This window comes from Kribbella rubisoli (genome assembly GCF_004217145.1).
GTDB classification, from domain to species: domain Bacteria; phylum Actinomycetota; class Actinomycetes; order Propionibacteriales; family Kribbellaceae; genus Kribbella; species Kribbella rubisoli.
The window spans coordinates 689,153-701,937 of the sequence record NZ_SHKR01000013.1 but is presented as its reverse complement, the minus strand read 5'-3'; the positions used below and the strand labels follow the sequence as shown (position 1 = coordinate 701,937).

Below are 12,785 nucleotides of genomic sequence, written 5' to 3'. Positions count from 1 at the left end.
CGGCGTGGGAGTTTACTTGCAGCGATCGTTGTCTCACATGGAGTAGTGAATGTTGAAGCGGGCTGCACTTGTTGTCGGGGTTCTGCTGGCCGTCACGGCCGGCGCGAAACCAGTCGTCGTCGGCGGGACGTTGGCGAGTGCCACCGAGGCGCCGTGGGCGATCGCGCTGAACAACACGCAGTCCGCGGACTCCAGCGGCCGGTACTGCGGCGCCGCGCTGGTGAGGCCGAACAAGATCATCACCGCCGCGCACTGTATGGACGAGGACATCGCCACGTACTACGCCGTGCAGGGGCGGGCGAACCTCGCGGACGAGTCTGTCGGGCAGGCGTCGGCGATCAGCAAGGTGTGGATCGACCCCCGGTACAACACCAAGGACAACCGCTACGACTTCGCCGTACTGACGTTGGCGAAGCCGTTCACCGGAGTGCCGGTGCTGCCGCTGGAGACGCGGGCGCGGGCGGATCGCAATGGCGTCGTACCGACCGTCTACGGCTGGGGTGACACGGAAGGGACCGGACTGGACGACACACTGCAGAAGGCGGCGGTGCCGGACCTCGGGGACAAGACCTGCCTGGCGGTGAAGAGCTACTTCAGCAACGGGTACGCCGCCGCGACCAACGTCTGCGCCGGATACCTCAACGGCGGGATCGACGCCTGCCAAGGCGATTCCGGCGGTCCGCTCGTCCTGAACGGCCGACTGCTCGGTGTCGTCTCGTGGGGACAGGGCTGCGCACAGGCCGGCAAGCCCGGCGTCTACGCCGAGACCGCCGCCGTCGCGAAGGCGCTCGCGCCGCAGTTGGCTCGCTGAGCCGGGTTACAGCACCGCGCCGCGTGGAGCGATCTCCAGAGCCGCGACGCCGCGCGCGTACAGCACGAGAACCCGTTCGCCGTGTCTGCACCGGAGCGTGCCGTTATCGCCGGAGAGCGCTGTGACGGCGTGCTCGATCACGACGTCGTCCGCCGCCTGCGGCTCCTCGAAGGTCACGTCGAGCTGGTCACCGCTGATGAGCCGAACTCGCAACACAATACTCGCCATCCGCGCAGCCTACGTCGTGCACGCCGACCAGTGTTCCCGCCGGAGCCGGACGGAGGCAGACTGGCGATATGGCTGAACGTGTTCGCGTGATCAAGGCCGGCGATCTGGTCGCCGCCGATCCCACCGACGGCATGCTCCGGATGCGAGCCTTCGAACTCCCGATCCTGTGGGCCGGCCAGGTCGTCACCCAGCCCGGCGCGATCTCCGGCTGGCACCACCACGACAAGAACGAGAGCAGCCTCTACATCGTCCGCGGCGTACTCCGCCTCGAGTTCGAAGGCACCGACGAGTACCTCGACGCGGTGGCCGGCGACTTCGTGCATGTGCCGGGCTTCACGATCCACCGCGAGAGCAACCCCAGCTCGGACCCGTCGCTCGCCATCATCGCGCGGGCCGGTGGCGGCATCCCGACCGTCAATGTCGACCCGCCTGCATCAGACCATCGGTAGTTATTACGGGCGTCCATAACTGATATTTAGGTCTTGCCGACAGTAGCGGGGTACGGCAGGGTTGGCGGGGTGCGAGAACGTCATGCGGTCTCGGTCGTGGACAACCAGGTGGCGTCGGAGCGGGCCCATCGGGCGGGTCAGGACGCCTGGTGGGTCTATCTGGATGAGGTGCTCGGTCATCTCCGCCTGCCGTATCTGAAGATCCCGCTGTCCGAAGCCGGTGTTTCGGATGGCGGTGTATTGATCGTCGCGACCACTGCTGAGGCGGACCCCGGGCTTGAGCAGTGGGTGCGCGACGGCGGCGTACTGATCCTGGTCGGCGATCCCGGTCCGCTGTCTGCACTTGCAGGGGTATCGGCTGACGGCTCAGTGCTGGAAGACCACGTTGTACTGGCGGAGAGCGCTGTGTGGTCGTCTCGACCACCTGTTCCGCTGCACGCTGTCGGCGGGAGTCGGCTCACGGGTTCGGACGTCGAGGTGCTCGCCCATTGGGACTCCTCGGGTTCGGCCGCGATCACGCTTCGCCGGCTCGGTGCGGGCATCGTGCTGACGTACGGCGTCGACCTCTGGCAGAGCATCGTCCGCATCCAGCAGGGGTACGTCGTGACCGCCGACGGCGAGCCGGCCGCCGACGGTACTGCGCCGATCGACGACGGCGTCCTCAAGTGCGAGGACGGGATGACGCTCAGCTTCGAACGGGACCGGGCGATGCCGCCGGGCGAGCCAGAACTGGTCGAGCCGTTCGTGCATACGTATCCACCACCGAGCGCCGTACCGATGTTCGACCAGCCGCAGGCCGACTGGTGGTGCTCGCTGTTCGCGCAGAGCCTGTGGTGGGGCGCCGAACAAGCCGGCGCCGTGGTGCCGTGGCTCGGGTACTGGCCGGCTGGAGTCGACGCGGTCGCGCACATGTCGCACGACTCCGACGGCAACGAGGAGGAAGAGGGCCAGGCGGCACTCGACGCGTTCGCCGAGGCCGACGTCGAAGTCACCTGGTGTCATGTCTTCCCCGGCGGGTACTCCGCCGAGCTGCACACGGCGATCACCGCGGCAGGACACGAGAATGCCCTGCATTACAACGCGATGGGCGACGCCGACCTAGCGGTATGGGGCTGGCCGCAGATGCGGGCGCAGTACGCCTGGGCGCAGGCCGTCACGGGCACCGAGGTCATCATCTCGAACAAGAACCACTACACCCGCTGGGAAGGCTGGACCGAGTTCTACATCTGGTGCGAGCGACTCGGCATCCAGATCGACGAATCGCGCGGGCCGAGCAAGCAGGGTGATGTGGGGTTCGTGTTCGGCGCGGCACACGTTTCGTACCCGATGGGACCGGTTGCTGAGGGCAACCGGTTGTTCGACGTACTGAATCTGCCGCTGCACACGCAGGATCTCGCGTGGGCGGGCCACTCCGCCGTACGCGATGTGATCCTGGACGGGGCACAGGCTGTCCACGGTGTTGCGCACTTCCTCTTTCACGGCCCGCACCTGCACAAGCGCCCGGCGACGCGGTCAGCATGTATCGAGCTGGCCGCCGAGGCGCGACGGCGCGGTATGCCGTGGTGGACGGCCGGACGGATCAACGCGTGGGAACGCAGTCGGCGCGGCGTGACGCTGGCGGTCGAGCCGGTAGCGGACGGGCTTGCTGTGCAGGCGTTTGCGATTGAGCTTGTCGAGGGTGCCGCGGTGCTGCTCGCCGTACCCGAAGGTGGTTCGGACCCGATCGTCAAGGAGGGTGAGGGATCGGCCCGGATCGTCGTACGGCACGGCCGGTCCTTCGTCGAACTGTCCGCAGATCTCGTTGCCGGAGACAACAGATGGGTGATCACACCATGATGCCTGAGTGGCCGCAGTACGACGATGATGAGGCGAAAGCGCTGCTCGAGGTACTGAATTCGGGGAACTGGGGCAGCACGAGCGGCGATGTCGTCGCGACGTTCGAGCGGGAGTTCGCGGCGTACCAGCAGGCGGGTTTCGGGATCTGCCTGAGCAACGGGACGCTGGCCATCGCGGCGGCGCTGCGGGCCGCGGGCGTCGGCATCGGCGACGAGGTGATCGTGCCGCCGTACACCTTCATCGCGACTGCTTCGGCGGCGCTGTTCGTCGGTGCGGTTCCTGTCTTCGCGGACGTGGACCTGGACACCCACCTGCTCGATCCTGTTGCCGTCGAGGCCGCGATCACCGAGCGGACGAAGGCAGTCATCGTCGTCCATCTCGCCGGCCGGCCAGCGGATCTGGACGCCTTCACGGCGCTCGGCAGGCGTCACGGCCTGACGATCATCGAGGACGCGGCCCAGGCACACGGGGCGGCGTACAAAGGCCGTCCGGTCGGCGCGATCGGCGACCTCGGCACGTTCAGCTTCCAGAGCAGCAAGAACATCACGGCCGGCGAGGGCGGCGCCGTGCTCACCGACAACGATGAGTTGGCCGGTGCCCTGTACTCGCTGGTCAACGTCGGCCGGGTGCCGGGCGGCGGCTGGTATCAACACGAGGCCGTCGGCTACAACCTGCGGTTGACCGAGTTCCAGGCCGCGATACTGCGCGTCCAGCTCCGCCGCCACCCAGCGGTCCAGGAGGTCCGCGAACGCAACGCCCGCCTCCTGACGGACCTACTCCGCGACGTCGACGGCATCCACCTCGCCCCCGAAGACCCAGCCATCACAGCCCACGGCCGCCACCTCTTCCTGCTCCGCCTCCCCGACCACCGCGAAGCGGTCCTACAGTCCCTTGCCACAGCGGGTTTCACCCGAGCCTCCAGCGGCTACGTCCCCCTGCACCGCAACGCCGCCGTACTCCGAGAGTCGAAAGCCATCACCGAGAAGCTCGGCCAGCCGTACCCCGATGCCGACTGCCCGAACGCCGACACAGTCTCGGCGGAAACGATCTGGCTCCCGCAAACCTACCTACTAGGAACCGAAGACCAAACCCGAGCAATAACCACCACCATCACCAGCGCAGTCAACGAAACGAACTAGCGGCGCGCGCCATATGACGGGTTGACCCCGAGCTTGTCGGTTGGCCCCTTGAATGCAGCGGGTACAACCGACCAAGTCAGGGGTCAACCCCTCATCCGTTCAGCTCACGACCTCGCTTCGGTTGTGGTCCTGCAGGAACCTTGCGTTGCCAGCCGCCGTTGGAACCATTGACGAATCCGCTGTAGCTACAGGGATCTTGGAGGGAACCGTTGTACACGCCGTCCCCGAGAGAAGTCGCGATCGCGTTCGATCTGGGGGAGCCCGCCGGCGAGCTTGTGCACTTCAGGCGGGGCGGTGCCGATACGTGGCGGCTCAACACCTCGACCGGAAGCTACTTCGTCAAAGGGTACTTTCCGACTATCGGCAGTCAGTTGATCGACGGGCTGGCTGTCGCGATGGCGTTCGAGCGCGACGCGCGGGCAGCACGCATCGACATGCCAGGACCGGTCATGCCGATCGATCCGCTCCTGGATTGGCTGACCCGCATCGAGGATCGGGTGTTTCGGGTTTACCGATGGATCGAGCACCGGACGTACGACCGAGACGTCTCCGTCTGGCTCGGGCGGACCATGACGCAAGTCCATCAACTGCAGCCAATCGGCGCGGTTGGCCTGCCTGAGTGGTGGCGGCCCGCTATTCAATCGCCTGAGATCTGGGCGGGCTGGTTCGCCATGGCTAGAGATCGTGATGTGCCCTGGGCGGGCCTGTGCGCGGACTGCCTTCCGCACATCCTCGCGGCCACCGAGCGCATCACGGAACTGCTCGACGTCGCCCCGGATATCGTCACAACGCACGGCGACTTCAAGACCCACAACATCGTCATGTCCGAGTCCGGCCCTGTCCTCGTCGACTGGGACAGCGTGCGGACCGACAGCGCGGCCCTCGAGGCCGGCCGGGTCGCGTACATCTTCGGCGCCGGCGACCCCGAGCAGATCAACAAGATCCTCACGGCGTACGCCGAAGCCGGTGGGGAGCTCGGATGGGCAGGACCGGACCTCTTCCTCGGCGTGACCCGAAATCACCTACAGATTCTCGCCGAGCAGATCCGCGTCTCACTCGGCGAGGCCACTGCCGCAAGCTGGATGGGCGAACCCGCGACAATCGACGCCGCCATCGCCGATCTACTGCGAGGTGTCCCCGGCAAGCTCGACCAGCTGCGCCAGCTCACGTCCAACCTCGACCTGGCTTAGCGCTCAGTCTTGCTGGTCGGCTTCCTCGTCGGTACGCCGCCGACGTACTCGATCGGTGAGCCGGCTTGAGAGCTTGCCCGTCGTCGATCTGGCCAGGTCGAACGTCTCGTTGCCGAGGCGCTTGGCGGCACCGACGCCGTCTGCCCCCGCGTCGAACGCCTTGTCGCGTACCTCCGTGGCCGCGTCCGTCCACCTTCTCGCTTCCAACGACTCCCGACCGCGCTCGATCCCGAGCCGCCCGTGGAACTCCACGACGTTCTGCGCGACATGGTTGCTCGAGTCCACCACCTCCCGGGACGAGGTCGGGTGCAGCAGCACCTTGGTGTTCGCCGTACCAGCGGCCGCGTCCATGCGTGCCATCAGGCGCTCGGTGCTCTTTGAGATGAGGTCCAACCGATTGTTCCGTGCAGCGCGGAGGGCGAGGCGATGGTGGTCCAGCTCGTCCGGAGCGGCGTCGAGGACGCGGTCGAGTTCGAGAATGGCGATCGCGTCCTGCAGCTGGAAGCAGCGGGCCAGTACGGCGAGCCATTCCTGGGCCGTGGACTTGGCTTCCTTGGCCGTCTTGGCAAGCTCACCGATCTTGGACTCGCCCTCCAGCTTCTCCGCGAGTGCGTCGAGCTGGCGCAGCGCGTACGCCTGAGTTGTCGCGATCGTCAGCGTGGTGGCCTGCACCTTCGACCACGTGACCTCGGAGACCCTGCCCACCTGCTCCCGAATCGTCATGGCCTCCCGCAGTACGAAGTCCACGCCGATCAGGTCCGCGAACACAGAATCCTTCTGCGCGCGGAGTACGTCGTCGACCTTCTTGTCGATCGTGGCGAGATAGTCGGTGATCTCATCCATAGCCTGCTGCATAGCAAGCTGCGCCATAATCCCCGCCGCCCCGGCCAGCACCGCCGGGTTGGTCAGCAGCGACCCCTTCGTGAATTCGACAAACCCTTTGATCTGGCCGTGACTCCCCTTCAACACACCAGTGTTGAGACCATTGGCGTTCTTCCTCAGCCCATGCTTCTCGACAAGCCGCGCGGAATCCTTGGTCATCTTCATCCAACGACCCGAGTTGGCCGCAATCTCTGAACCCGCCTGTGCGGCAACAGCCCCGGCACTGAGAACAGATCCAAGCCGCGGCAACCCGAGATCTTTCGATTCCAGTCCCTCAGAGACCAAAAAGCGTTCGACAGCCGCCGGATCCCCGAGAACCGCCAACCCATCACCGTCACTGATCAGCTGAATCTCGTCATCCATCGGCCAACTCCTGAAATCTAGACAGAGAACGCAGCTCGTCGCAGTCCGAGAGCAGCGGAGCCGAGGAGCACGGCGATCTGAGGCTTAGCGTCGCTGGTCTTCCGGATCGGGCCGACGCGCCCCGCCCGACGAAACCCTCCACGTGCCCCCACGCCACCTTCAACACCCCGCCCCAACGGAGCCCTACCCCTCGAAGCCCCCAGGCAACACCCCGAGCAACCCCGCTTCCCCCACCTGCGACGAGCCAACTTCGCACATCAACGGCAACCCTACGACAGCCCCCCTCAATCCCGACACCAAACCTCCAACACTCGCCCCACTCCCGGCCAAACTGGCCACCCCAGGGTTCTCCCCTGCTGTTGTGCCCTCTCCCCTCGTACACCAGCAGAGAAGGCCCAACACGCGCGGACAACCCTTCCTGTTTTTACTCCGCGCGGACTGGGAGGACGGCGGAGAGGAGTTGGCGGGTGTACGGGTCTTGGGGGGCGCGGAAGAGCGTTTCGGTTGGGCTTTCTTCGACTACCTGGCCTTTGTTCATCACGGCTACGCGGTCGGCTAGGCGTTCTACTACGGCGAGGTTGTGGGAGATGAACAGCATGGAGAGGCCGAGGCGGTTTCGTAGGTCGGTGAACAGTTCGAGGATCTGCGCCTGGATCGAGACGTCCAGCGAGGAGGTTGGCTCGTCGCACACCAGGAGGTCTGGCTCGAGGGCCAATGCGCGCGCGATGGCGATCCGTTGCTGTTGACCGCCGGAGAACTGGCGCGGGTATAGCTCGGCGTTGTGTGTGTTGATGCCGACGAGGTCGAGGAGTTCTAGTGCGCGAGTACGGCGCGATGCCTTGTCGCCGCGCTCGTGTAGGCGGAGCGGCTCCATCACGTTGCCGATTGCGCTGAAGTGTGGAAGGAGCGAGCCGTACGGGTTCTGGAAGACCATCTGCATCCGCGGCCGCAGGACCCGCAGCTCGCGTGCCGGCAGCTGGCCGAGGTCGTTCCCGTCGAACACGACGCGGCCCGACGTACACGGCTGCAACCCCATCATCAGCCGTGCCACCGTCGACTTCCCGCTGCCGCTCTCGCCGACCAGGCCGAGCGTCTCGCCACGATGCACGGTGAGCGAAACGTCGTCGACAGCACGGACTTCACCCGCACGGGTCCGGAAGACTTTGGTGACCGACTCGGCGCGGACCAGTTCGTCAGGCATCGACGGTCACCTTCCAGCAGGCGGCGTCCCGGTCGGGGCCGATGGTCAGGATCTCCTGCTCGGTCTGGCACCGGGGCAGCTCGGCACGCGGGCAGCGAGGATGGAACGCACACCCCACAGGCCGCCGCGACAGATCCGGAGGACTACCAGGGATCGGCCGCAGCGCCAACTCCCGCCCGCCGACCTCAACGCTCGACCCGAGCAGCCCGACCGTGTACGGATGCCGTGGATCGTCAAGCAGCGAAGCCATCGGCGCCCGCTCGACCACGCGACCGGCGTACATCACCACCGCGTCGTCGCAGAAGTACCGAGCCACACCGAGATCGTGCGTGATCATGATGACGCCAGTGCCGCGATCCTTCAGCCCCTTCAACAGGTCCAGGATCTGACGCTGGACAGTGACGTCGACAGCGGTCGTCGGCTCGTCGGCGATCAGCAGATCCGGCTCGGTCACCATCGCCATCGCGATCATCGCCCGCTGCCGCATGCCGCCGGACAGCTGGAACGGGTACGTGCGAATCCGCTTCTCCGGATCAGGAATCCCGACATCCCCCAGCGCCCGCACGGCCCGCTTGCGCGCTTCGGCCTTGTTGCACAAACCGTGCCAGATCAGATGTTCGGTCAGCTGGCGTTCCAGCGTCAGCGTCGGATTCATCGCCTCCATCGCGCTCTGGAAGACCATCGCGATCTCGCGGCCGCGGATCTTGCGCAGTTCCTTGTCGCCGATCGCGAGCAGGTCGCGGCCGCCGAAGTACGCCTGGCCGCCGGTGATCCGCGCGGTCCGGGGCAGGATGCCCATCACGCTGCGCATCGTCACGCTCTTGCCGCTGCCGCTCTCGCCGACGATCGCGAGCGCCTGCCCACGCCGTACGTCGAACGACACGCCGTCGACCGCGGTCAACGAACTGCCGAACGTCGTCCGCAGGTCACGCACCGACAGCAAAGCCTCGTCGTTCATCGCTGCTCCCCGCTCGGGTCGAAAGCATCCCGTACGCCGTCGCCGATCCACGTGAACGCCAGCAAAGTCAGCGCGAACAGCACCGCCGGAGCGACCAGCATGTGCGGCGCCGCCAGCAGATATCGACTGCCCTCGCTGATCATCGCGCCCCACGACGGCGTCGGCGGCTGTACGCCGAGACCGAGCAGGGCGAGGCCCGCCTCGGCGGCGATCGCGGCGGGGATCGCGAAGCTGGTGGTGACGAGGATCGGCCCGATCGCGTTCGGCAGGATGTACCGGATCGCGATCGTGCTGCCCTTCGCGCCCATCGACCTGGCCGCCTCGACGTACTCGCGTTCCTTGATCGTCATCACCTGCGCCCGGACCAGCCGGGCCTGAGTGACCCAGGACGCGATCCCGATCGCGACCACCAGCGCGAAGATGCTGCGGCCGAGCACCGTCACCATCACCACCGCGAACAGGTAGCTCGGGAACGCGTACATGACATCGGTGAATGCCATCAGCAACGATTCGACCCGGCCGCCGAGATACCCGGCGAGCAGTCCGATCGCCAACGCCAGCACGAGCGCGGTCAACTCCGCGCCAAAGGCAACCGTCAGCGCTGTCTGCAGACCGTAGATCAACCGGCTGAGAATGTCTCGCCCGAGCAGGTCGGTCCCGAGCAGATGCCCTTCGGAGCCAGGCCCGGCCAGCTTGTGCTGGATGTCGGTCTCTTCATAGCCGTACGGCGCGATCAGCGGCGCCGCGATCGCGGTGATGATCAGCAGCGAGCAGAAGATCAGACTGCCGAACGCCAACCGGTGCTTGCGAAACCGCGACCACGCCCGAGCCAACGGCCCACGCGCAGCCCGCTCAGCCTGCTCGGACTCGCCGGCGGCGGCCGAGATGCCCTCAGTGGCCGTCATCGGACACACCTCCCACCGTGCGGATTCGGGGATCGAGGAAGCGATAGATCAGGTCCACGGCCAGGTTCGTCACCATCAGGATCAGCGCGAAGAACAACGCCGTACCCATCAGCAGCGGCATGTCCCGGCTCGCCGCCGCGTTCGCGAAGTACAGCCCGAGACCCGGGATCCGCAGCAGCGCCTCGACAAAAACAGTGCCCGTCATCAGCGCCGCCAGGAGCGGACCAGCCACGGTGACCAACGGGATCAACGAGTTGCGCAGCGCATGCCGGACGATGACCGTACGCCGTGGGCCGCCCTTGGCGATCGCAGCGGTGACGTACTCCTCGCGCAACGTCTCGAGCATGCTCGACCGCACGTACCGCGCCAGCACCGCGGCCGGCCCGAGGCTGAGCGCGAGCACCGGCAGGATCAGGTCCTTCGGGCCGTTCCAGCCGCCGGAAGGCAACAACTTCAAGGTTGCCGAGAACAACAAGATCATGAACGCCGCACTCAGATAACTGGGCAATGCGTGCCCGAGCGTGACCACGAACATCGTCCCGTGATCGGTCTTGCTGTTCTGCCGCAACGCCGCGAACACCCCGACCGGTACGGCGATCAGCAGCGCGAGCAGGACCGCGAGCAACGCCAGCGTGGCCGACACCGGGAACGCCTCGGCGATGATGTCCTGCACATTCCGGCTCGCATACTTGTACGACGGCCCGAAGTCCCAGACGACCGCGCCCTTCATGAAGATCAGGTACTGCTTCCAGACCGGTACGTCGGCGCCGTACCGGGTCTCGAGTTCGCCGACCATCGACTCGGTGCCGACGCCACCGAAGTTCGTCGCGCCGCTGTTCACCCGCTGCAGGTCGGCGAAGTTGCCAGGGGCAAGTTGTAGCAGCGTGAACGTCAGGATCGACACCGCGATCAAGGACAGGACCAACCGCACCAGCCGCTTTCCGATGTAGACGGCGAGCCCCACGGTCAGCTCCCTACGCTCAGCGGCTTGAGGTAGAAGTAGTCCGGGTACGCGCGCAACTGCAGGCCGTGCACCTTCGGCTTGACCGCGTGGAAGAGACTCAGCCAAAGCACCGGCAGGTACAGGTATTGCTCCTCGCGCAGCTTGGCCGCCTGCTTGTACAAGCCCATCCGCTTCGCGTCGTCCGGCTCGACGTTGGCCTTGTCGACCAGCGCACCGATCTCCCGCGCGGGAGCCGTCGCGTGCTCGGCCAGTACGGCGTTGAGCTGTGCGGTCTTGTCGGCCGGCTTCAGGTTCTTGTTGTCCTGCAACGCCTGATACTTCTGCCACTGATCGCTCGGCAGACTGATCTCCTGCACGTTCTTCGGCGACCACAGCGACCCGACCATCGTCGGCCACGTCGGCAGCCCGGCGAACGTGCCGTAGTAGAAGCCGATGTAGTTGCCCTTCTGGACCTGCCAGCGCCGCTCGGTGTACACACCGGCCTCGACGTGGTCGACGCTCGCCTTGATGCCGAGCTGCTTGGTCCAGCTGTCCACGATCGCGTCGGCGAGCGTGGTGTCCGGTACGCCGACCAGGAGCCGAACCGGGGGCAGACCCTGACCGTTCGGGTAGCCGGCCTCGGCGAGCAGCCGCTTCGCCTCGGCAGCGTCATCCTTGATCCCGATGCTCTCGTCCCAGCCGGCGGTCCGACTCGTCACCAGCGAGACACCCGGCTCCTGACCGGGCTGCACACCGGCCAGCGTCTTGCGGTCGAGCGCGAGCGACAGCGCCTTGCGGACCCGGACGTCCTCCATCGCCTTGTGCTGGCTACGCAGCTTCGCGAGGTAGAGGATGCTGTAGTTCTCGGTCTGCTCGAGCTGCTTCGACAGGTCCGCGTCCTTCTGGAACCGCAGTACGTCGGGGCCGGCGAGCTGGACCAGGTCTGTCTCGCCGTTCTCGTACGGAACGGTCGCGGTCGCCGCCGCGCTGGGCTCGACCAGGTTGACCTGGATCCGGTCCACCTTGACGTTGTCGCGGTCCCAGTACTTCTCGTTCGGCACCAGGATCAGCCGGGAGTTCGCCACCCACTCGGTGACCGTGTACGGGCCGTTGGACACGTAGTTGGGCGGGTTCTGCCAGTCCTTCGGCTTGCCCTCGACCAGATCCATCGGCAGCGGCAGCATCGCCGGGTGCGTCAGCGCGAGCAGGAAGTCCGGATTAGGGTTCGAGAGCGTGAGGACCAGTTCATGGTCCCCGTTCGCCTTCACGCCGACCTTCGACCAGTCGGTCAGCACGCCGGACAGGAAGTCCTGGGCGCCCTTGATCCCGGTCGCGGTCTGGTAGCTGTTGGCGCCGAGCGTCGTGCCGCCGGCCGAGCCGCCCGCCGGGGTGAACAGCCGCTTGTAGGTCCGCTCGAAGTCCTTGGCGACGACCGGCTTGCCGTCGGACCACTGAGCCTTGTCCCGCAGGGTGAACGTGTAGGTCAGGTTGTCATCCGAGACCTTCCACTCGGACGCGACGGCCGGCTGGACGTTGTCGCCCTTCTCCGTCTGGGTGACCAGGCCCTCGGAGATCCCCCGGCTGAGGATCCACATGCCGTTGGTGATCACCTGAGGGTCGAGCACCTCGACCGGGACGTAGTCGATCTTCAGCGTCGACTGGCCGTTGGCGGCCTTGTCGTTGTCGTCGCCGAACAGTCCGCAGCCGGTCAGCGACCAGCTGCCGCCGAGTGCGGCGATGGTCAGACCCGACAGTCGCAGGAAGTCGCGCCGGGTCTGACCGACCGGCGGCACCGAGCTAGACCACACAGGCTTGGGCAAGGGAGTGCCGCCTTTCTGGCGTCCGGAACTCGACTTATGGTCGCGACCGTAGGGCCGTCA

Annotated in this window: 12 protein-coding genes; 5 read left to right on the top strand and 7 right to left on the bottom strand. The window is 66.3% G+C overall.

Going from position 1 to position 12,785, the window contains the following annotated elements:
* Positions 1 to 49: 49 nt before the first annotated feature.
* On the top strand, positions 50 to 811 hold the full coding sequence (locus EV645_RS23475) for a S1 family peptidase (RefSeq protein ID WP_130446100.1): 762 nt from the start codon (positions 50 to 52) through the stop codon (positions 809 to 811).
* Positions 812 to 817: 6 nt separating this feature from the next.
* Here the strand turns inward: EV645_RS23475 and EV645_RS23470 are convergent, their stop codons facing one another.
* Positions 818 to 1,039 carry a hypothetical protein gene (locus EV645_RS23470; protein ID WP_130446099.1) on the bottom strand — a complete coding sequence of 74 codons (222 nt, stop codon included), beginning with the start codon at positions 1,037 to 1,039 and terminating at the stop codon, positions 818 to 820.
* Between the two features lie 68 nt (positions 1,040 to 1,107).
* Between EV645_RS23470 and EV645_RS23465 the strand changes: the two genes are divergently transcribed.
* The 4 genes from EV645_RS23465 (at position 1,108) to EV645_RS23450 (ending at position 5,653) form a co-directional block, all read left to right on the top strand.
* Complete coding sequence (locus EV645_RS23465) at positions 1,108 to 1,488, top strand: cupin domain-containing protein (protein WP_130446098.1); 381 nt, start codon at positions 1,108 to 1,110, stop codon at positions 1,486 to 1,488.
* A 69-nt stretch (positions 1,489 to 1,557) separates the two neighbouring features.
* Positions 1,558 to 3,324, top strand: a complete 1,767-nt coding sequence (locus EV645_RS23460; protein ID WP_130446097.1) for a polysaccharide deacetylase family protein — start codon at positions 1,558 to 1,560, stop codon at positions 3,322 to 3,324.
* The gene (locus EV645_RS23455; RefSeq protein WP_130446096.1) at positions 3,306 to 4,463 is read left to right on the top strand and encodes a DegT/DnrJ/EryC1/StrS family aminotransferase; all 1,158 of its coding nucleotides are present in this window, start codon (positions 3,306 to 3,308) and stop codon (positions 4,461 to 4,463) included. Before EV645_RS23460 ends, EV645_RS23455 begins: the two co-directional genes overlap by 19 nt.
* A gap of 209 nt (positions 4,464 to 4,672) precedes the next feature.
* The gene (locus EV645_RS23450) at positions 4,673 to 5,653 is read left to right on the top strand and encodes an aminoglycoside phosphotransferase family protein (protein WP_130446095.1); all 981 of its coding nucleotides are present in this window, start codon (positions 4,673 to 4,675) and stop codon (positions 5,651 to 5,653) included.
* Positions 5,654 to 5,656: 3 nt separating this feature from the next.
* On the opposite strand, the gene EV645_RS23445 is transcribed toward EV645_RS23450, so the two are convergent.
* From EV645_RS23445 to EV645_RS23420, 6 genes are all read right to left on the bottom strand, one after another.
* Positions 5,657 to 6,700: a hypothetical protein gene (locus tag EV645_RS23445; RefSeq protein WP_198681795.1), complete on the bottom strand. Its 1,044-nt coding sequence runs from the start codon at positions 6,698 to 6,700 to the stop codon at positions 5,657 to 5,659.
* Between the two features lie 622 nt (positions 6,701 to 7,322).
* The gene (locus tag EV645_RS23440) at positions 7,323 to 8,099 is read right to left on the bottom strand and encodes an ATP-binding cassette domain-containing protein (protein ID WP_130446093.1); all 777 of its coding nucleotides are present in this window, start codon (positions 8,097 to 8,099) and stop codon (positions 7,323 to 7,325) included.
* Positions 8,092 to 9,057 carry an ABC transporter ATP-binding protein gene (locus tag EV645_RS23435; protein ID WP_130446092.1) on the bottom strand — a complete coding sequence of 322 codons (966 nt, stop codon included), beginning with the start codon at positions 9,055 to 9,057 and terminating at the stop codon, positions 8,092 to 8,094. Before EV645_RS23435 ends, EV645_RS23440 begins: the two co-directional genes overlap by 8 nt.
* The gene (locus EV645_RS23430; RefSeq protein WP_130446091.1) at positions 9,054 to 9,962 is read right to left on the bottom strand and encodes an ABC transporter permease; all 909 of its coding nucleotides are present in this window, start codon (positions 9,960 to 9,962) and stop codon (positions 9,054 to 9,056) included. The genes EV645_RS23435 and EV645_RS23430 overlap by 4 nt, the downstream gene beginning before the upstream one ends.
* Entirely contained in the window at positions 9,949 to 10,926 is a 978-nt protein-coding gene (locus EV645_RS23425) for an ABC transporter permease (RefSeq protein WP_130446090.1), read from the bottom strand. Before EV645_RS23425 ends, EV645_RS23430 begins: the two co-directional genes overlap by 14 nt.
* A gap of 2 nt (positions 10,927 to 10,928) precedes the next feature.
* Positions 10,929 to 12,698 carry a peptide ABC transporter substrate-binding protein gene (locus EV645_RS23420; protein WP_206751449.1) on the bottom strand — a complete coding sequence of 590 codons (1,770 nt, stop codon included), beginning with the start codon at positions 12,696 to 12,698 and terminating at the stop codon, positions 10,929 to 10,931.
* Between the last annotated feature and the right edge of the window lie 87 nt (positions 12,699 to 12,785).